Below are 20,088 nucleotides of genomic sequence, written 5' to 3' on the forward strand. Positions count from 1 at the left end.
TTCATTGGTTTGAGGAGATGATGTCATGTTGACTATTTTAGGCTTTTTAGAGTTAGTGTAATTAAATATGTAAAGTTTTGTATTAGGATTCAACATTTCTGGCAGAAGTCAAGCTATGCGTAATTTTCGAGATTGGGTTAAGAATAATTTATGATAAAAATCTAAGGCTTTCTGAGAAAGGCGATCGCTCATGACTACCGAAAACAACCCAAGAGCCATTCTAGACTGGGAACACCCCACACCACCCACAGATTTAATTTTTGATGACGGAGAACCCTTGGAATCAAATCGCCACCGTATTGCAATGAATGTCCTGATTCGCTCATTGCAGCAAGCTTGGGCTGACCGGAATGATTTTTTTACTGGTGGCAATATGTTTATTTATTACAGCAGCGCCCAAGTACGTAACCAGGATTTCCGTGGCCCCGATTTCTTTGCTGTCCTGAATGTGGACGGGACTAATTCTCGTCAAGGTTGGGTAGTGTGGGAAGAAAACGGTCGTTATCCTGATGTGATTGTAGAATTAATGTCACCATCTACAGCGAAAATAGATAAGACTGTTAAGAAAGACCTTTACGAACAAACTTTTCATACTTCAGATTATTTTGTCTATGACCCCTTTGATCCGACTTCTTTGCAAGGGTGGCATTTAGATCATAATCAGCAATATCAATCTTTGACACCTAATGAGCGTGGTTGGTTGTGGTGTCAAAAGTTAGGTTTATGGTTGGGAACGTATGAAGGAATAATAGACAGAGAAATGGCGATATGGTTGCGGTTTTATGATGTGGCTGGGAATTTGGTTTTGTTACCAGACGAAGCTGCTGCTGCACAAGCACAAGTCGCAGTCACGCAGGCGGAAATTGCTGTTGCACAAGCTGAAGCTGCTGCTGTACGAGAAGAAGCGGCTGCTGTACAGGTGGCTCGTTTAGCGGCTAGATTGAGAGAACTGGGGGAAAATCCAGATATGTTGTAAACAAAAGACTGGATGCGATCGCTATTTGGAAATATCAGAATGGGTAAGTGCGATCGCTATTAAGTAAAGCTGCAAAACTAAGGTTGAATCGGCACAAACTCATAGGTATCAGTGCCAGGCTTTTGTTGAACTTTGACTAAGAAGATGGGATTGTCTTTGCGATCGCCAGATGCTAAAAACTGAATCTTTCCTGTTGCACCATCGACTGAAAAATCTGGACTGTGCAGCACCTTTTGCAATTCATCGCGTTTGTTGGTTCGTTGTAAACCTGCGATAATCGCCAAAGTTGCATCATAAGCCGTAGCTGTTCGCCAATTGACAGTTGCACCCCAAAGTTTTTGGGCTTTTTGAGGAAAGATGTTATTAGGAAATGCTGCGGGATACCAAGGTGCAGAGATTATCAGTCCGTTGATACCTCCGCCCTGTTTTAAGGTTTCGTCAGTGAAAAGTGTAGGACTACCAAATACAGTCAACTGCCCTTGATTAGATTGTACCACCGCTAGACCTTGCTTTATTTTGTCTACATAAAGACCTAACACCAAGGCATTAGCACGGCTACGTACAGCTTGAGAAATGACAGCACTAGGGTTAAAGTCACGGGCAGAAATATCGCACTCTATAGAATTAATCTGACCGCCAGCAGCCTTTATTGCTTTAACAAACTCATTGTTAAACGATTGATTATCCATCCCTTGGTAATCAACACAGATAAGAAAATTGGTTTTACCCGCTCTTGTAATAGCGTAATTAGAGACGCTATCTGCTATGGATTTAACATTAGGAGCAGTGCGGAAGATATAGTTGCCAATACTGGTAAGATTTTGGGCATAACTGGTGGGAGATATCATCACTAACCTGTCCAGAAAAAAATAGCAGCAAGAGGTCATCTTTTTGACGATTCTCAAAGAAGGTTTCGATAGCTTCTTCCATTACTTGTCGTTGAGGATTTACCAGCGGTGTTACCTGATCAAAACCGCCAATGTCTGGATGCAACAAAACTCGCTCCATTGCCTCGACATCTTTTGTCGCCGCAGGTAATAGGTTAAGACCAGGCTCATACTCGCTGACTCCAATTAGCAGTGCTACTTTCGCCATCTCGTTATTCTTCCTTGCTGCTGGAATTTCTCTAGTTGCCTGCGACAAACTTTTGTGCTTGTTCAATGACGGCGGTTAACTCTTCCCGACTGCTAGCTTTAACTTTCAGCTTTTTACCGTTGGCTTCGACTTCCAATTCAATCGATTTACCACCCAAGCGATCGCCCAAATATCCCAACAATTTCTTAAAATTGGCAATACTCACCTCTGCCTGCAACACTCCCAGCAGAAAACCTCCAAACGCCTTTGATCCTAAAGGAGTTTCTGCAACTGCTACAAGTTCAGCACTTTCTACATCTAAATCTCTGATCTCTCCTAGCAGATTTCGCGTTTCCCGTTCTTGATCTTCTGCATCTAAATCTGGATTAGAAAGAGTGATCGTTAGTTTGACGTTAGATTCAAAACTCATTTTGTACCCTTTTCGGTTTTTAGGCAGTTGACTGTTAACTATATTTCCGTGATTTCTCTATTGACATCATATCTGCTCTGTAAATTTCCTGAAACTTTTTCAAGATTTTTACAAAAACTCATAAAATTTAGGTAAAAATTACTAGAAATCAAAAAGACGTAGCACTGCTACGTCTCTACATTCTTTTTCGGAGATGTCTATTACGTTAGGTTAATTAAAACAAGTCCAAATCTGTAACAGCACCAATACTGCTAGAAGATACCAATTTGGCATATTTCGCCAACACGCCTTTAGTGTAACGCGGAGCGGGGGGTTGCCAGTTGGCACGACGACGGGTCAATTCCTCTTCGGATATATTCAATTGCAATAAACGAGCGGGTGCATCAATAGTAATACTATCGCCTTCTTCTACAAGAGCGATCGCCCCACCCACTGCTGCTTCTGGAGCAACATGACCAACCACCATGCCATAAGTACCGCCAGAAAAGCGCCCGTCGGTAATTAATGCCACAGCATCACCCAAACCAGCACCGATAATTGCTGAGGTGGGAGCCAACATTTCGCGCATCCCAGGACCGCCTTTAGGCCCTTCGTAGCGGATGACTAGAATATCACCAGCTTGAATCTTACCCGCCAAAATTGCATCTAAAGAGGCTTCTTCCGATTCAAATACCCGTGCAGGCCCGGTAATTACTGGTTTTTTCACGCCAGTAATTTTGGCGACAGCCCCTTCTGTTGCCAGATTACCTCTGAGGATGGCTAAATGTCCTTGGGGATACATCGGGTTATTCCAAGTCCGAATCACATCTTGATTGGCGGATGGTTCTTCTGGTATGTCTGCTAATATCTCTGCAATTGTTTGACCGCTAATGGTAATGCTATCGGCGTGTAACAAGTCATGCACAAGTAGCATCTTCATGACTTGCGGAATACCACCAGCTTTGTGCAAATCTGTAGCGACATATTTACCACTTGGTTTTAAATCACACAAAACCGGAACACGGGCGCGGATAGTTTCAAAGTCGTCTAGTGTTAACTCTACATCAGCAGCGCGGGCGATCGCTAATAAATGCAATACTGCATTCGTCGAACCACCCACCGCCATAACTAGAGAAATGGCATTCTCTAGAGATTTGCGGGTGATAATTTGGCGGGGTAAGATTTGTTTGCGAATTGCTTCGACTAAGACAAAGGCTGATTTTTCTGTGCTGTCGGCTTTTTCGGCATCTTCCGCCGCCATTGTCGAAGAATAGGGCAAACTCATCCCCAGTGCTTCAAATGCTGAAGACATGGTGTTAGCCGTGTACATTCCCCCACAGGAACCAGCGCCAGGACAAGCCCGATTTTCAACTTCTAATAATTCCTTTTCGTCAATTTTTCCGGCACTGTATTGACCAACAGCTTCAAAACAACTCACAACAGTTAAATCGCGTCCGTTGTAGTGACCAGGTTTAATTGTGCCACCGTAAACAAAGATAGCCGGGATATTCATCCGGGCGATCGCCAGCATTGCCCCAGGCATATTTTTATCACAACCGCCAATCGCTAGCACACCATCCATACTTTGTCCAGTACAGACGGTTTCAATGGAATCTGCAATGACTTCCCGCGACACTAGGGAATATTTCATCCCTTCAGTTCCCATCGAAATCCCATCGCTAATGGTAATTGTGCCGAACACTTGTGGCATTGCGCCGGCAGTTTTAATACTAACTTCTGCCCTTTGTGCCAGTTGATTTATCCCCATATTGCAGGGAGTAATCGTGCTGTAAGCGTTGGCAATGCCCACAATCGCTTTATTGAAATCTTCATCTTTAAAACCAACTGCCCGCAGCATAGCTCGATTCGGCGATCGCTGTACCCCTTGCGTTACAATTTGGCTTCTCAAATTCTCTGACATCTTTTTTCCTTCCCTGGCCTCATCGCTTGGATTGCGATTGTATTACCTGATTTTCTCATGTCTGGGCGGTGCGATCGCGCATGAGCAACAATACTGCTCAGTTAAGCTACAAACTTAGGTTAACAAAATTCCGTGGGTGGTCGTAGGGTGGTTTCATACAAACAGAGAAAAACTTTCAAAACCTCTCTCCGCTTCGGAGAATTTACGCACTGCCCTCACCGTAAATGTTAATACTACCGGTTCCGGTACTACCGCTAACCGAACCGTCAAAGGGATTGAAGATGATATTGCTACCATTAGGAGTAAAGATAATGTTAGAGGTGCCGTAAAGGATAATGTCGCTTGCCACTAGTTGTGGCGCTCCTACGAGCCGAATCCTCCAGTCAGAATATCAGTCCCAGCACCGCCGATGAGTGTGTCGTCGCCGTCTCCGCCCTTAATTGTATCGTTGCCATTAAATCCGTTGATGATATCACCGAAACTAAAAAAATCAACTCCACCGGAAAGATTGTCAGGGCTATTAGTACCGTTAATGGTTGCCATATTTAGCTTCTCCTGAATTTAGAAGGTAAAAAAATTACCTCATCACTTCACCATCAGAAAACGGCGTTGCTGATTAAGAGTATGAATTTGGTTTTTCCCAAAGGCATAAAGGAAACAGTTTTAAACATTGAATTTTTGAATTTCACACTTTCATTCAGCAACGCCGAGAAAACAAGGTGGAGAAATAATGAGTAAGAAGAGATAAACTGAACTACACCTGATTAAGTAAAGCAAGGCTGATAGGGAATAAGCAGATTTTCTCCTACGGAATTGCATCGCTTTTAGGATATTTTGACTGTATTTTAGAATAATCAAGAATATGATACTACCCGGAAGCGTACTTTTTTCTATCTATAAGAAAGAATAATTAACCCTCTTTTATTACTTTCGGTAGAACAAATATATTATCTGATTTTCTCATGCATAGCGGCGCGAGCAATTTGCATAATAATAATCACTATAAAACAATAAGCTTGGGTTAAGAAAAATAGTAGGTTGGATTGAGCAATAGCGAAACTCAACCTACACTAGTTTTAGTTTTTAGCCTTAACCCAAGCGTATTGCACTCTAAAAGGGAGAGGTAAGTTTAGCTTGTCTTCTCCTCTCGACTGTTCAATTATTAGAATTCTGCCTCCTGCCTTATTTTCAAGGCAGGTCTATGAAATTAAAGGATAATATCCTTTACTACTAGTTGTGGTGCGCCTGCAAGCTGAATCTCAAAGTTAGCCGACAGATTCGCATCAGTGTTACCTTGCAGAATACCTCCTGAATAACGGATCTGACCGGGTGCCGTGAATGCGGCAGCCCCAATGTAAGTGAAGGCTTGGTTGCCCCCTACAATCGAGTTGGCGTCGATGCGAGATAGATCGATTCGGTCTCCTGGCAAGTTACCGTTTCCAACAAAGTCAGTGATTACATCCCGTGAAAGACCAGGAGTACTATCTGAAACTGAGTTGAATTTGAAAACATCATTACCTGGTCCTCCAGTGAGAACATCAGTGCCAGCACCGCCAACGAGTGTGTCGTTGCCCAATCCGCCAGTCAGGAGATCGTTGCCACCATCACCGTTGAGGATATCGTCGCCATTACCACCGTTGAGGATATCCTTGCCGTTACCACCGTTGAGGATATCGTCGCCGTTATCACCGTTGAGGATATCGTCACCATTGCCGGCGTTGAGGATATCGTCGCCATTACCACCGTTGAGAATATCCTTGCCATTACCAGCGTTCAGAATATCGCTGCCATCACCACCGATAAGCGTATTGTTGCCATTCTCGGCGTTCAGGATATCGTCGCCCGATCCGCCAATCAGGCTATCGTTGCCACTACCACCGTTGAGGACATCGCTGCCACTACCACCGTTAATGGTATCGTTGCCACCACCACCGTTGAGGATATCGCTGCCGCCATTGCCGTTCAAGATATCGTTGGTGCTACGAGCGTTGATAATGTCACTGGAATTAGTACCGTTATAGATTGCCATTAATGAGCTTCTCCTGAATTTAGAGGGTAAAAAAATTACCTCGTCACTTCCCCATCAGAAAACGGCGTTGCTGATTAAGAGTATGAATTTGGTTTCCCTCAAAGGCGCAAAGGAAACAGTTTTAAACATTAAATTTTTGAATTTCATACTTTCATTAAGCAACGCTAACAAAACAAGGTGGAGAAATAACGAGTAGGAAGACATAACTAAATCAGACCTGATTAGAATAGGTCTTTGCTGTTGAATTCAGAATTGTGAATCAATATAGATAGTGGGGGATTCAGCAGAAAATTTGAACTGCGGCTTCCCTTGACTCTGAGCGCCGATTTTTGGCGAACAGAAGTTCGGTGGCCGATTTGTTAGCGACGCAGGAGCGTTACTTTTTTCTTAGACCCGCCACTTTCTTGTTGACCGATTCCTGAATTCTGTTTTGTTAAGTCTGAAGACTTGAGAAGATTTGAGAAGCACTGGATGTATTGATGATGTTGGCATCAAAATGATTGTGCCAAGAGTCATGTTATATCCTTGTGCCTGATGTCTTCACTGGTTCCAGTACTAGGCTGCTAGGGAATAAGCAGATTTTCTAATACGGAATTGCATAGGTTTTGGACGTTTTTACTGTATTCCGAATCACAAGACTATGATATTACCTTCAAGGGTACTTTTTTCTATCTATAAGAAAGAATAATTAACCCTCTTTTTTTACTCTCACCAGAACAAAATCTGAAAACCTTGATTCAGATAGGGCTTTTTAATCTATATCGGAATAATAAAGTCGTGATCGTAAGTAGGTTGGTGAAGAAAAACCAAACGATGTAAAGGTATGTAAACCAGCAACTAAGCTGAATTCAAGCTGATCTCCGAATCTTTATAAAACTTTACATAGTTAACTTTAATAGCACCAACTCTTTACTCTGGGGGGTAGTTTGTTTTATTTATAAAAAAAAGTGGGATTCATTTGTAAACACTGAATACCACTTTGTATTATATCAAAATTCCTGATGACGCAGATATTCTACCGAGGTAGAGTTGTTATTGTTATGCCAGTGACAGCGATCGCACCACCGATCGCACTAGCAAAAAGAGTAGTGCTCGCTGTCCCAAATATCCACCAAGCAGCATTTGCAACGGTTTTTTTGCTTTCTTCGGCTTGCTTTTTAGCTTGCTCTTGGATCGCTTTCAGACGTTTTTGGGTTTCTTTCTGGATGCGTTCGGCTCGTTGCAATACGCCATCCCGCGCTGCTTCGATTTGGTCGATGATCCGGTTAGCATCCTGCTCAGAAATATCCTCACGCGAACTGATCACAGCAACTAGGGTGTCACGATCAAATTCACTGAGGCGATCGCGCAATGCTTCAAATCCAGCTTGGGGATCGTCAAAGACTTTCGCAAAGTCTTGTTTAATGCCTTCATAGTTGAGTTCGGAACGATCCAGCGAGTTGAGATAGTTGCGAACTTTCGCAAAAACTCCATCCAACACTGATTGCACCTTTTGCTGAATCTGCTGGAATTGTTCGACAATGGAAGTGCGAACCGATTCAATTTGCTCCACAATCCGGTTAGCTTCCTCTTCTGAGATATCTTCGCGTTGAGATAACAGCGCCACAATTGTCGAACGGTCAAATTTCGAGGCGCGATCGCTTAAATTCCCAATTCCAGCGCGGGGAGAAGATAGCAGCAATTGCAAATCGCGTTTGATTCCTTCAGGATTTAGTTCGTCTTTATTAGTATTACGCAGGTATTCTTCAAGAGTGGCTTCAAAATCTAAAGCTTGTTGAGCAGTACGCTTGGCTAAACGTCGTGGCGCTCTCACAATCTCACCAATTGCATCTTGAGCGCGATCGATGATCTGATTAACTTCCTCTTGGCTCAAGTCTCCTCGCTGACTCACGAGTTTAACCAAGGTTTCTCGATCAACATGAGATAAGCGATCGCGCAGTGCTAATGCTCCGGCTTTGGGATCATTGAGTAATTTTTCCAAATCGTTTCTGATCCCTTCTGGATCAAGTTCTTCTAAGTTAGTCTTGCGGAGATATTCGGCGATCGCTTTTGTAGTTTTTTCATACTGTTCTTTCGCCTGTTGCGGTACTTGCAAAATATTATCTCGGACTGCTTCAAGTTGATCCAGAGTTTGGTTTACCTGTTCCTCGCTCAAATCTTGACGCTGACTGAGCAATTGCACCAATGTATCGCGGTCAAATTGCGATAGGCGCGATCGCAAAAGGCTGATTCCAGCTTGGGGATCGTCTAGTAAAACTCCAAACTCGCGTTTGATTGCTTCGGGATTTAGTTCATCTTTGTTAGTATTCCGCAGATAATCTTCAACTCTTTGACGCAGTTCATCAGCTTTCGCTTTTGCTTGTTCTTGCAATTCTCTAGCACGATTCAAGAGATTATCGCGGTTCTGTTCGAGTTGACTAACAATATTATTAGCTTCTTCTTCGCTGATATCTTCACGCTGTTGGACCAATTGTACAAAAGTGTTGCGGTCAAATTGCCCGAAGCGGCTAGTTAAATCTTCAAAACCAGCTTCTGGATCTTCCAGCAACTTGCCAAAGTCCCGTTTAATACCTTCAGGATTGAGTTCGTCTTTCCCCGTCGAACGCAGATAATCTTCGATGCGGGTGCGGAAATCTTGTCCTTTTTCTTGCGTTTGAGCCTGTTTTACAGTTTCTAAAACTTTCAGGCGATCGCTTTCCATTTGTTCGGCAATTTCTTTCACCCTAGCTTCATTAATATCATCCCGCCGCTTCAGCAAGTTGGTGAAATATTCTTGATTTAGTTCTTCCAACTCCCGTCTCACAGTTGTCGGATCTGCATTTACATCATAGATGACTTCTGGAAATTCATCTACTAGCGTAATTCGGTTAAAGTGCCAAGGAAATGAATTCAATATGTATTCTTCTACATCTGCCTTAATCGTGTTTTCCAGTGATATTGGGAATTTTGCAGATACTTGCTTAGTTGCTTGCTCTCTAAACTTTTGGAATTGTTCTGTGATTTGCTCGACATCGACATCTTGAACTTTCTCCTTCAGCTTTTGCAACTGAGTGGTAATTTTGTTCACATCGATATTAGAAAGATTTACCCCACCCAGGACTGCGGGGGCGGCGGCGCTCAAGCCCAATCGAATAGCTTGATTGATCACAGTATTGCTTTGGTTGCCATTACCACCTCCGACTGTAACCAGTTGTTGCAGCCGTTCACCTAATTGCTCGGAATTCAGTTCTTCGGGACTAGCCGACTTCAGCAAATTAATTACTTGCTCCGTGGGATTTTTGCGATTTAAAGCTTGTTGCCAAGCACCTTGAAATTGGTCAGCAATGCCATTAATATCTTCTTTAGATAAATCTGTGCGGCTGCTGATTAAATCAACAAATGTTTGGCGGTCTATATTTTTCAACAGGTCGCTGTTAGCAACAGATTGCAAATCTGTGTCTTTAAGAAGCTGGTCAAATTGATTACGAATATCTTTGATATCCAGCTTTGGTAATTGCAGAGAACCTAAGGAACTTTGGAGCGTATTTTTAATACCTTCAGGATCAAAACCTGAAGTAAATTCCCGCCGGACTGCGGCTGTAATATCTTCAGCAGTAGAAACTAACTGTTTTTTCGCAGCATTAGCACCGATACCAGCAGTTGCTGTACCGATCAGATTTTGAAAACCAGAGGTGACAGTATTAGCGATAGAACCAATTAGAGAACCAACTGCCGATGAACCTAACCAAATTACCAGGGAAAAATAGGCAGACCAGATGACTACACCGATAATTGCTCCTAAAAATGCACTTTCGATTAAGCTAAGTTTTACCGCTAGAAAACAAGCAATAAATAATGCAATGCTAGCGCTTATCAACGCCCAAGCACCAACCTTGGCTTGCACTTCACGAATTTTACTACCTAAGCTTTCTGGCTGATCATCAGAATCTGAGTCAATTTCCCAAGATGAAATTCCGATAGCAACTGAAAAGTTTGTGAATAGTAATTGAAAGGCAAATGCCATTAAGACACCAGCCAGTAATGCTACCAAGAATTTCGGGCCAGAAAAAAGAACTGATGCTTCTTCTGGAGTTATTACTTCCTGGGCTAAAGTTATCGGCGCTAATCCAAAAGGCAGCCCGCTCCATCCCCAAATACTTAAAAGACCTTGAAACATAAGATGTTCTCACTTGCACTCAATTAAATACCCATTCATCAAATGGCTTACTTCTAAATTTAGTTATGAGTTATATTCAGATGACACTTTCTTAGGTAATAACTTTGTTTGCCAAAAGTCGTATTTTACAAAAAATAAATATTTTTATTAATTTTTAATAAAATAAAATAATATGTGTTTACTAATTTGGTAGCAGTCTTAACTGTGTGTAGTTTTGCGTAAGTCCTATTCAAAAGTCGTGGGAGCATCTTGTTACCTGCTGGTAGTAGGGGGTAAGATGTCGGCACTACTCTAGGTTGACAAATGGACGAGGTTTAGATAGTTGTTTGGCAGCAATTTAGTTAAAGTAAAAATTAACTTTTTAGAGAATCTTCTGTAAACTAAAATAATTAATATCTCAGCTTGCTCAAACAAATCATATTTTATAATTCGAGATTTTTTAGTAAATTTAGATAAAAACACCTATGTCTAATGATAGAGATAAAAATTATTCCAAGGGATTGATGGAAAATAAACACAATTATGTCTTAATAAGGGTGATTACGAGCTATAAATGACTGAATAATTGATTTTTGCTGAGGAGATAAGATAATGGTTGTAGGTGTACATAAACGCGGTGTCGGTGTATTTTCTAATCGTCGAGATGTTGAAAAGGCGCTACATGAATTGAAAAACACCGGCTTTGACATGGACAGAGTGTCTGTGATTACGCAGGATGGAGACAAAGACGAGATTGCTGGTGCTGATGTGCGCGATCGCGTCGGTGATAAATCTGACGAAGGCGCGAAAGTCGGAGCAGCCACAGGAGGTGCTTTGGGCGGATTAACTGGTTTGTTAGTCGGTCTTGGGACTTTGGCAATTCCTGGAATCGGGCCAATTATGTTAGCTGGAGCCGCAGCAACTACTCTAGCAACCACACTCGCTGGCGCAGGTATTGGTGCAGTAGCTGGTAGTTTGCTTGGTGCATTAGTTGGTTTAGGAATTCCCGAAGAACGAGCCAGAGTTTACGACGAACGCGTCAAGCGAGGACACTATTTAGTGATCGTAGATGGCACAGATACAGAAATCGCTACAGCAGAAGCAATTTTACATCGTCAGGGTGTGGAAGAGTTTGGGATTTACGACAACCCAGATGCTAGAAATACAACCACTAATTATGTAGCTCCAACTCCTACTGCCACTGATTATATAACTCCAATTCCTACTGCCACTGATTATGCCGCTCCAACTCCGCCTGCGGGTCGTAGTGGTGTTGCTAGACGGGCAATTGGGGTCTTTTCTCATCGTCGAGATGCAGAAGCAGCGCTTACAGAATTACAAGATGCGGGTTTTCCTTTAAATACAGTCTCGATCATTGCCAAAGATACGAACGCTCAAGGGATCGCTGGTGTAGATGTAGATAGAAAGGTCGGTACAGGTAATAAAGCAGACGATGGCGTAAAAACTGGAGCAGCTACAGGCGGTGTTCTAGGCGGCTTGACTGGCTTATTAGTTGGTCTTGGGACTTTAGCGATTCCGGGAGTGGGCCCTGTGATTGCAGGTGGTGCAATAGCAACAGCTTTGGCGACAACAGCCGCCGGGGGTGCGATCGGTGCAGCAGCTGGGGGTATTGTTGGCGGACTCGCTGGGTTGGGAATTCCTGAAGACAGGGCGCAAGTTTATAGCGATCGCTTCACCAAAGGCGACTATTTAGTTATTATCGATGGTACCGAAGCTGAAATTCGCCAAGCGGAAGCGATTCTCAAACGTCGGGGTATTGAAGAATTTGCAATCTATGATGCCAATGATTCAGGCACAAATCGCCCAGGTTTGGACAGAGTAACAGAGCGCAACACACCAGTTACTAATAGCGATCGCCCCAATTACTCAACAGCGACTCATTCTGACGATCCTGCCGTAGTCATTGTTGACCGTCGTGATGAAATACTCTAACCTAAGGTAGTTGTCATTCAGACTAATTCTACAAAATTGTAGGAGCAAAAATTTGGAAACTTTGCTCCTGACTAAAAAAACTTGCTTCTCACTCCTGCCGTAAATATCAACAAATTTCACTTTTCGATTCCGAATTAAACATATGCAAAAGCTAACCCCCTTTTTAATTAGCTGCCTTTTGGTTTTTGGTGTTGCTGCTTGTGATAACGCTTCTAAAACAAGTGAATCTGCACCCAATAATCCTAATGACGCTCCCGCAACACCAAGCGCAAAAACCACAGAAGCTTCTCAACAAGACGCACAAAGTGAAGTTCGCAGAAAACAACTAAACGCGGATATTAAAGCCCGCGAACAGCGCAATAATACCACTGGTGGCGATACAACAAGAGCTAAAGGCGATTTATCAAGTGAAGTTCGCTCCAAGTTAGAGGCTAATATACCTAAGAGTGTACTAACAGTTGCTGCCGCAGAAGGTGGGATTGTGACTGTAGCAGGAACTGTCACCAATCAGAAGGAGTTAGCTAAAATTGAACCTTTAGCTAAACAAATTAAAGGTGTCAAAAGTGTAGTTGTGAAAGCAACTGTTCTCACACCCAAAAAATAAGGCAGCTAACAACAAATCCAAGTGAGTAGGTAGGCAGAAATAAATTCCGATCCTCCTGCTCAATCTTAGTGGTCAGTTATACTTATTACTGACCACTAAGAATTGACAACTGATGACCTTAATAATTATATTTATTGATGCTCAGTTCAGTTATTGAATCTTTTTGTAATCAGCGAAAATCAAAACTATGGAAACCAAACAACAGCAAGATAAATCTATCAATGCTTCCTTATCACAAGGTAGGCTAGCACTTGAAGGTACAGATACTGAAAACTTGCCAAGGTTGTCACCAGCACCTGAACCGGAATCTCAATGGCAGCAAATTAGCAGACAAGTTACTCAATTTTTAGAGCAACTGCCCCAATACTTAAGTAACTTTTTTAAGGATTACAAGCAGCCTCTAATAACCGTTGCTTTAATTTTGACGGCGATTGTTTCAGTTAAGGTAGTATTTGCAGTACTGGATGCAATCACTCATATTCCACTACTATCACCGCTTTTTGAGTTAATTGGAATTGGTTACGCCAGTTGGTTTATTTTCCGTTATCTACTGAAGGCTTCTAGTCGGCAAGAATTAGCCGATGAAATTCAATTTCTGAAAAACCAATTTCTGGGCGAATAAATTTCTAACCCATAAAACCTCTTGCAAAATTTCCCTAACACCCCACCCGCAGGCGGGGAGGGGTTCTTTTTTTGATTTATGCAAGAAGTCTATTAAACTAGTGTGTAAACCTTCAGTCAAAACCCTTGTTTTACCCAATAACCGTAAATTATCGGTATTTAACCGGATTTCAGATTAGTCTTTTGAATACATCAAAAGATAGAGAGTATAACATTATATTTAAATTTTAATCACCTCTCAAGATAGTCGCTCAAAGATGAAAAAAAGCCTAATCTAGTTTTTGAAGTTATAAGAATGCTGCTTGAAAACACTTGAAGATGTGTCCGACCTAAGGTCAATACATCTCTACTTTATACAAGGGATGAAAAGGGCAAAAGCCTTTAGGCTTAAGTCAATTTTGTGATTGAACATGGTAGTATACTCAGATCAGTATAAGATTAAAAAACCTACCCTCGGACTGGGGGAAAGTCATGCCCGAAACAACCTTGAGGAGATATGACTACGCGCTTTTTTGTGCAAACGTGGTCAGCCTGGGAACCTGAGAAATCAGGATATCAAAACAGTGATGTTTTAAGAATCTCCGTTTATTGAAAGCGGAAAGTGTCAATTAATACATTCTTTAACGAGGACATAATTTATGGCTAATGAAGGAGTTAACAAAGGTACAGATTCATCCGATCGAGCTGAATCCGATACATACGATCGCGGCATTATCCCAGCTGAAACAGCTGCTCGAATGGAAAGAGAAGGAAATCTGTACAAAACAGTCCCCACAGAAGAAAGGGAGGCAGATGCAGCTACGGATGACCAAACCGATCCAGATAGTATACGCACCACTGACGGTTATACTGTGGACAAAGAAGGTTTGTTGAACAACTATGCAGTTGAACCGGAAATGTATTACGAAGAACCGGGTGATGCACGTAAACAAGCAGCAGAAGAAACTGCCCAACGTGTTGAAGAACTCGGAGAAGTTAATCAGGACGAGGAAGGCAAGTTGACCGAAAAGGGTGACAAACGCGGTAGAGGCCCAGGAATAATTTAATTCACAAGTATTTTTGCTGGGTGCAATTACACGTCAGAAGGCGGAATAGGTGGTTTGTAGAGACGCAATGATTGCGTCTCTACTTATATGTATGGCTAAATAATATTATGTCCGGCTAATCACTTATTATTCAAAACTCTCAGCTCCCCGCATCCGTTTACAGCAGTTTTCATTTATTTGAACCACATATATTGTAGGGGCACAGCATTGCTGTGCCCCTACAGCGTGGTCTATTTACTAAGTCTTCAACCGAACATGATATTACCCAATCTCCAGTCCCTTTTACGAATTTCTGAGCTTTTGATAAATTGGGCTTGTAAGAATTTGTGGTAATCCATGTTAGAACAAAAGCCCATTTCTTAAATGATTAACGGCTCAAGTTCACTATTATGCCATTTTCGCTGATGCCATTCGGCAACCAAAGGACGCACAATAAACTTAGGCTGTCCTTCGCCTTTAACGTCAATGCGTAAACCTGAATAAGGTCGTCGCTTCTGAAAACCTTGACCGTTGCGACCAATGAAGAGATGCGATCGCGCCACTAATCTATTTTCATTCCCAAAAGTCTCCATCAAATCTGCTCCCTCAATTCGCTGGCGTCGCAAACTAAACCCGCTACCGCCACAAACTATCCAGTGGATATGAGAATCAGCGTGTCCTGTATCCATTGTTTCTAAGTGTTCTAAGCAGTGGGCGTGACCGTTTAATACCAAATCAAGCAAAGGACGCCCCTGAGTTAGGGAACCTATTTCTTTAGCTACCGCATCCAGCACACCACGGAGGCGATCGCGAATGATCAGAGTTTGAGCTTGTTGCCACTTTGTCGCCTCAGTTACATAGGGAGGATGATGGAAATAAATCACCCTTCCCCGAACTTCAGGATTATTCCAAGATTCAATTAATTTTTGTTTGAGCCAGTCTAATTGTTCAGTATCAGTCAACGTTATTTTATTAGTCGCTAGTTGCTTCTCGATATCAACAATAATTTCTTCAATTTGTGACAGCTTGGCGTGGAAGTCGTCTAATTGGTCGGCTTCAGTAGGGTTATCGGGACGAAGCTTGGCTGAAGTTTCAATAATTTCCAGCTTTTCTTGCTCTAAATCTTCACGGCGTTTTTCTAATACTTTGCGATCCACATCACCTTTTTTTGTTTTAGGTAGGGGCGGTGGATCGTTAAATGTATTAGAGTCCAAGGCAAAGAAATCAATCCCACCATAGCGAAAAGTGTAGTAACGATTGGGAAGGCGGGTGAAGTGCCCAGGTTGATAGCAAAGACAACTACCTGTATCTGTCTTGGCTGTGTAATATTTCTCTAAGTGGCTGGCTAACTCTCCGGGAAGCTGAAAGGCGTTAAGATAGTCCAAAAACGCCCGTGTGTAAGCATCACCGGTTCCTGAGCCATGCAAGCCCACATCTAGGTCTAACCGCGATCGCAACAGGCCACGAATGGGTAATGTTGTTAAGGATGCCAAGCTCAATAAAATCGGCAAGTTATAGTAATCGTGATTTCCCGGTACAGGTAAAATGGGCAGCTTAAAAATCATCTGGTTATAGGCAATCTGTCTGGGATGCTCTCCGCCCAAGATAAACTCTCGGTAAGGCTCAATGAAGTTTTGCTGGTAGTATTCACTCGACCCCACTAAATAGATCACATCTCCGGTATGCAGCATAAAGCGGCATTCGTTGTGATGAGGCAGCATGAGTTCAGCTATCTGTCGCTGGGGATTGTGTCCCCGGTGCTTGCCCGAACCACTATCACCTACAACCAAAAATGAGAACTCCGAATTGTCTGTTTGACCATCCTCCAACACCAGCCGAGTTTGGTCGATGTTCCGTTCTACAATTAACGGATCTTGCCACCGCACTCGCTGATTCATTTTACGAATTTTGTTAGCGATCGCTGGATCAGATACAAGTTTCAATGCAAGCTACTCCTGAATCTTCAATTGAAGGGAAGCAGAGGAGCAAGTTTGCAGCAAGTCTTTCCCCAATGCCCCATGCCCCATGCCCCATGCCCAATGCCCTCATTCTTCTACTTTATCTTTCATCTCAATAGTTAGATTAGGAAGTCCCTCTAGTTTTTCCGTAGGCTCAACTTCTTCTACTAATGGCACAAAAATTTTCAAGCCTGCTGGTACACACTTAATTTCTACTGGTGTTGTGCCGACTATTTCACCATCTAAAACAACCTTTTGTGGTGGGTTAGTCGTAATTTTAAATTGTTTAGCTCGTAAAAAGCCAATATCATCCCGTTCTACAGCGTTACCTGTAGAAGCCGTTTGAAATAGATGAAATGTCGCTGCGATCGCTCCTGCCTTGTTAGCTGGAGCTACAATCGTTAAATCTAGTAACCCATCATCATAAATCAGACCTGCTGGCCCTTGAGCTAAGACAGAAGTAGGAGGCGCGGCATTTGCTACTGTTACTGCACAGGCACTAGTTTTAATTATTTTGTCTTCAGTTTCAATTTCAACATCAAAAATTTTTAAGCTTCTCAGTTGTTGAATTCCTGCCAAAACGTAGGCCATCATCCCAAAGCGATTTTTTGCATCCCGGTCTGCCAATTCTATAGTTTCAGCTTCAAAACCTATACCTGCTAAGAGTACCATTGGCCGGTCGTTGCAATAGGCTACGTCTACACTGCGGATTCCACCCTGTAGAATTGTGTTACATGCAGCTGCGATCGTGTCAGGAATTCCTAAAGCTGTGGCAAAAGCGTTTGCTGTTCCTCGAGAAATGATCCCAAATGGAATCTCAGTACCTACTACAGCCGCCGCCGCCGCCGAGAGGGTGCCATCTCCCCCCGAAGCAATGATTGCATCTACCCCCCTCGCTACTGCTGCATAGGCCAGTTCGTCAGCGTCGATTTCTTCAGTTGTGAGATAAATATCTAGGTCAATATCTGGCTCTAATATTGCCCGAATTTCTGCCAGTTCTAAGTCTGGATCTCCTTGACCCGCAACTGGATTGAAGATGAGGCAGGCGGAACGATTCATAAAATATAAAAGCTAAACTTAGGTCACTAAAATATTCTTTATAGCATTCTTCTAAAATTTCAACTTCCCTCTTGCGGCTAGGTTGCCGTCAGGTATAAACCACTAATAGTGCAACAAGTAAGTCGGCAATAAAAAATGAATATATGTAATAAATATAAAGTTAAAGTAGGGTGTGTTAGCTCTGATCTGAGTTCTACGCTACCTAAAATCTCAAATTCCTATACTTACAGCAGTTTTCATGTATTTGAACCACATCTGTCGTAGGGGCACAGTATGCTCATACGTGTCAACTTAACGTATAACCCATGTTCCACAAGGAACTGAAGTTCCTTGCTCATAGCAAAAGTCATCTGAAGATGACTAAATATCTCTCCAAATCCTTAGTCTACTTCAGTAGACTTGAGCTAAAAGCCAAAGGAATTCATTCCCAGGCGGGTGACAAAGCCATGAGAGAGGCTGTTTCAAGCTTAAGTTGACACCAATGCAGTATGCTGTGCCCCTACCGCGTGGTCTATTTATCTGAAAATAGTTGTAAACAATAAAAATTTTGCTATGCATCAATTATTACTAGTTTTGGCAAGTATGCTAACTCTCAGCAGTTTAGATACTCCCACGATGACAATAGCAGGTACAACGCCTGATTTAGCCGAGATGCGCTTAGTTCAAAAGCTCAATTGCAATAATCCTCAAACTCAAACAGCAATTAATGAATGCACGAAGTTATCTTATCAGAATGCAGATAAAAAACTGAATCGAGTTTATCAACAATTGCTATCAACCTTAGAAAGCTCTAGAAAACAGAAATTGATTGCTGCACAGGTAATATGGATCAAGTTTCGAGATAGCAATTGTGAGTTTGAAAGAAGCAGAAATGAAGGAGGAAGTATTGCCCCGACGATTTATTTTGCTTGTCTGGCAAATACTACAAAACTGCGTACCCAACAATTACAGGAATATCTCAAATCCGATCCTTAATTTTCCTTGAAGTAAGAAAAGGGAAAGTGATTCAAAATTATCCCCTTCCCTTTCTTAATAGCTACTTTCTTTCTGGATGCGCTGCATCTTCTGGTGAAGGAGTACCCATCTGGTTAATTGTGGCAATCATCTGATACAAGCGTCCCAAGTCGCGTTGATTGAAGTACAAAATCAGCCGGGGTAGTCCAACAGTTTCATCTTGTGCTTCTTGAGGTAATGCCTGACTTTTTTCAATCCGTCCTTGAATAATAATGTCGCTAAAATCAGCATTGAGTTGCTCTACCAGAGCGTCTGATATATCTGTCTTCAGGCGGATGATTAACTTATCGCTTACATATCGACAGGAGTGATAAACCTGGTAAAAACGGGTGATAGCGTCGCAAGCCACATCTAAGTTGTCTGTCACCGTGTAAAGGCTGGGGTCTTCAGGGCTGACAAGACCATTTTGCACTAATTGTTTATCAATATATTCGCTCCAAGACCGCCAGTAATCACCACCAGGGCGATCGATTAAAACTAGAGGTACTGGGCCAAATTTACCATTCTGGGTTAATGTCATACATTCAAAAGCTTCATCTTGAGTGCCAAAACCTCCCGGAAACAAGGCTACAGCATCACTTTCTTTAAGGAGAAACAGCTTGCGGGTAAAGAAATATTTGAAGTGAATTAGCTTGGGATCACCCTCTATAAACGGGTTTGCTTGCTGTTCAAAGGGTAACTGAATGTTTAATCCAAAGGAATTTTCTCGCCCAGCACCTTCATGACCTGCCTGCATGATTCCACTGCCACCGCCGGTCATCACCATAAATCCTAATTGAGAAACAGCGCGAGCAAACTCAACCGCCATTTGGTACTCTGGCGTATCTGTAGCGAGACGAGCAGAACCGAAGATGGTGACTTTGCGAACGTGTCGGTAATCATAAAAAAGCTGGAAACCGCGCTCCATATCTGCTAACGCAGCCGACAATATTTTCCAATCGAGACGCTCAATTTCACTATCAGCTAGACGAAGAATAGTCGCAAGTGCTTGCTGAATAAATTGCCGATTTTTTAATGTCGGTAAACGAGCGATCAATTCAGCGATATCCGCCTGTAAAAACTCTAATGTGTCAAACGACGCAGATGAGGTCATGAGAACTGCTGCAACAATGGCATTATATTTTACGTGAACAACTCACACTCTCGCAAGCGGGATATAGCTTTCTGATGTAGAGTTAGCATACTCAAAACTGGTTTTGAGGTAGTATTGCTCATTAGTCAAGTCCAGATCCCCATGTTTTGAGATGGGAACTCGGAAGTTGGTGTTCGGAACTTGGAAGTTGGTGTTCGGAACTTAGAAGTTGGTGTTC

At 42.5% G+C, this 20,088-nt stretch carries 17 protein-coding genes; 6 read left to right on the top strand and 11 right to left on the bottom strand.

The features are described 5' to 3' along the window. Positions 1-190 precede the first annotated feature (190 nt). Positions 191-976 (top strand): Uma2 family endonuclease, encoded by a 786-nt coding sequence (locus HWQ38_RS22055; RefSeq protein WP_292797794.1) that lies wholly within the window; start codon positions 191-193, stop codon positions 974-976. A 77-nt stretch (positions 977-1,053) separates the two neighbouring features. Here HWQ38_RS22055 and HWQ38_RS22060 read toward each other — a convergent pair whose 3' ends face one another. From HWQ38_RS22060 to HWQ38_RS22095, 8 genes are all read right to left on the bottom strand, one after another. Further along, positions 1,054-1,824 (bottom strand): ABC transporter substrate-binding protein, encoded by a 771-nt coding sequence (locus HWQ38_RS22060; protein WP_292797796.1) that lies wholly within the window; start codon positions 1,822-1,824, stop codon positions 1,054-1,056. Continuing rightward, positions 1,754-2,137 (bottom strand): caspase family protein, encoded by a 384-nt coding sequence (locus HWQ38_RS22065; RefSeq protein WP_292797798.1) that lies wholly within the window; start codon positions 2,135-2,137, stop codon positions 1,754-1,756. Before HWQ38_RS22065 ends, HWQ38_RS22060 begins: the two co-directional genes overlap by 71 nt. Further along, the gene (locus HWQ38_RS22070) at positions 2,103-2,480 is read right to left on the bottom strand and encodes a hypothetical protein (protein WP_292797799.1); all 378 of its coding nucleotides are present in this window, start codon (positions 2,478-2,480) and stop codon (positions 2,103-2,105) included. Before HWQ38_RS22070 ends, HWQ38_RS22065 begins: the two co-directional genes overlap by 35 nt. A gap of 214 nt (positions 2,481-2,694) precedes the next feature. Then, on the bottom strand, positions 2,695-4,380 hold the full coding sequence (gene ilvD / locus HWQ38_RS22075) for a dihydroxy-acid dehydratase (RefSeq protein ID WP_292797801.1): 1,686 nt from the start codon (positions 4,378-4,380) through the stop codon (positions 2,695-2,697). 202 nt (positions 4,381-4,582) lie between these two features. Beyond that, entirely contained in the window at positions 4,583-4,729 is a 147-nt protein-coding gene (locus HWQ38_RS22080; RefSeq protein ID WP_292797804.1) for a hypothetical protein, read from the bottom strand. Positions 4,730-4,743: 14 nt separating this feature from the next. Beyond that, positions 4,744-4,923, bottom strand: a complete 180-nt coding sequence (locus tag HWQ38_RS22085) for a hypothetical protein (RefSeq protein WP_292797807.1) — start codon at positions 4,921-4,923, stop codon at positions 4,744-4,746. A 664-nt stretch (positions 4,924-5,587) separates the two neighbouring features. Beyond that, positions 5,588-6,409, bottom strand: a complete 822-nt coding sequence (locus HWQ38_RS22090; protein ID WP_292797810.1) for a calcium-binding protein — start codon at positions 6,407-6,409, stop codon at positions 5,588-5,590. Positions 6,410-7,424: 1,015 nt separating this feature from the next. Next, the gene (locus tag HWQ38_RS22095) at positions 7,425-10,565 is read right to left on the bottom strand and encodes an MFS transporter (protein ID WP_292797811.1); all 3,141 of its coding nucleotides are present in this window, start codon (positions 10,563-10,565) and stop codon (positions 7,425-7,427) included. Between the two features lie 591 nt (positions 10,566-11,156). Here HWQ38_RS22095 and HWQ38_RS22100 point away from each other — a divergent pair. From HWQ38_RS22100 to HWQ38_RS22115, 4 genes are all read left to right on the top strand, one after another. Next, positions 11,157-12,497: a histidine kinase gene (locus HWQ38_RS22100; RefSeq protein ID WP_292797813.1), complete on the top strand. Its 1,341-nt coding sequence runs from the start codon at positions 11,157-11,159 to the stop codon at positions 12,495-12,497. A 142-nt stretch (positions 12,498-12,639) separates the two neighbouring features. Continuing rightward, positions 12,640-13,101, top strand: coding sequence for a BON domain-containing protein (locus HWQ38_RS22105; RefSeq protein ID WP_292797815.1), 462 nt, complete (start codon positions 12,640-12,642; stop codon positions 13,099-13,101). A gap of 187 nt (positions 13,102-13,288) precedes the next feature. Further along, positions 13,289-13,723, top strand: coding sequence for a CAAD domain-containing protein (locus HWQ38_RS22110; protein ID WP_292797818.1), 435 nt, complete (start codon positions 13,289-13,291; stop codon positions 13,721-13,723). Positions 13,724-14,360: 637 nt separating this feature from the next. Continuing rightward, positions 14,361-14,768, top strand: a complete 408-nt coding sequence (locus HWQ38_RS22115) for a hypothetical protein (RefSeq protein ID WP_292797821.1) — start codon at positions 14,361-14,363, stop codon at positions 14,766-14,768. Positions 14,769-15,127: 359 nt separating this feature from the next. On the opposite strand, the gene HWQ38_RS22120 is transcribed toward HWQ38_RS22115, so the two are convergent. Both HWQ38_RS22120 and HWQ38_RS22125 read right to left on the bottom strand, forming a co-directional pair. Next, positions 15,128-16,690 carry a metallophosphoesterase gene (locus tag HWQ38_RS22120; protein WP_292797823.1) on the bottom strand — a complete coding sequence of 521 codons (1,563 nt, stop codon included), beginning with the start codon at positions 16,688-16,690 and terminating at the stop codon, positions 15,128-15,130. Positions 16,691-16,792: 102 nt separating this feature from the next. Next, positions 16,793-17,764: a YegS/Rv2252/BmrU family lipid kinase gene (locus HWQ38_RS22125; protein ID WP_292797825.1), complete on the bottom strand. Its 972-nt coding sequence runs from the start codon at positions 17,762-17,764 to the stop codon at positions 16,793-16,795. Between the two features lie 552 nt (positions 17,765-18,316). Between HWQ38_RS22125 and HWQ38_RS22130 the strand changes: the two genes are divergently transcribed. Further along, on the top strand, positions 18,317-18,739 hold the full coding sequence (locus tag HWQ38_RS22130; protein WP_292797828.1) for a lysozyme inhibitor LprI family protein: 423 nt from the start codon (positions 18,317-18,319) through the stop codon (positions 18,737-18,739). A gap of 61 nt (positions 18,740-18,800) precedes the next feature. On the opposite strand, the gene HWQ38_RS22135 is transcribed toward HWQ38_RS22130, so the two are convergent. Next, entirely contained in the window at positions 18,801-19,871 is a 1,071-nt protein-coding gene (locus HWQ38_RS22135) for an LOG family protein (RefSeq protein WP_292797829.1), read from the bottom strand. Positions 19,872-20,088: the final 217 nt, after the last annotated feature.

It is taken from the genome of Nostoc sp. NMS7 (genome assembly GCF_017115085.1).
Classification (GTDB): Bacteria; Cyanobacteriota; Cyanobacteriia; order Cyanobacteriales; family Nostocaceae; genus Nostoc.

Excerpts from the sequence above, each read along its gene's own strand:
- HWQ38_RS22055 (WP_292797794.1), top strand. The coding sequence starts at position 191 with ATGACTACCGAAAACAACCCAAGAGCCATTCTAGACTGGGAACACCCC.
- HWQ38_RS22125 (WP_292797825.1), bottom strand. The coding sequence starts at position 17,764 with ATGAATCGTTCCGCCTGCCTCATCTTCAATCCAGTTGCGGGTCAAGGA.
- HWQ38_RS22070 (WP_292797799.1), bottom strand. The coding sequence starts at position 2,480 with ATGAGTTTTGAATCTAACGTCAAACTAACGATCACTCTTTCTAATCCA.
- HWQ38_RS22060 (WP_292797796.1), bottom strand. The coding sequence starts at position 1,824 with ATGATATCTCCCACCAGTTATGCCCAAAATCTTACCAGTATTGGCAAC.
- HWQ38_RS22100 (WP_292797813.1), top strand. The coding sequence starts at position 11,157 with ATGGTTGTAGGTGTACATAAACGCGGTGTCGGTGTATTTTCTAATCGT.
- HWQ38_RS22090 (WP_292797810.1), bottom strand. The coding sequence starts at position 6,409 with ATGGCAATCTATAACGGTACTAATTCCAGTGACATTATCAACGCTCGT.
- HWQ38_RS22135 (WP_292797829.1), bottom strand. The coding sequence starts at position 19,871 with ATGACCTCATCTGCGTCGTTTGACACATTAGAGTTTTTACAGGCGGAT.
- ilvD (WP_292797801.1), bottom strand. The coding sequence starts at position 4,380 with ATGTCAGAGAATTTGAGAAGCCAAATTGTAACGCAAGGGGTACAGCGA.
- HWQ38_RS22105 (WP_292797815.1), top strand. The coding sequence starts at position 12,640 with ATGCAAAAGCTAACCCCCTTTTTAATTAGCTGCCTTTTGGTTTTTGGT.
- HWQ38_RS22085 (WP_292797807.1), bottom strand. The coding sequence starts at position 4,923 with ATGGCAACCATTAACGGTACTAATAGCCCTGACAATCTTTCCGGTGGA.
- HWQ38_RS22110 (WP_292797818.1), top strand. The coding sequence starts at position 13,289 with ATGGAAACCAAACAACAGCAAGATAAATCTATCAATGCTTCCTTATCA.
- HWQ38_RS22115 (WP_292797821.1), top strand. The coding sequence starts at position 14,361 with ATGGCTAATGAAGGAGTTAACAAAGGTACAGATTCATCCGATCGAGCT.
- HWQ38_RS22095 (WP_292797811.1), bottom strand. The coding sequence starts at position 10,565 with ATGTTTCAAGGTCTTTTAAGTATTTGGGGATGGAGCGGGCTGCCTTTT.
- HWQ38_RS22130 (WP_292797828.1), top strand. The coding sequence starts at position 18,317 with ATGCATCAATTATTACTAGTTTTGGCAAGTATGCTAACTCTCAGCAGT.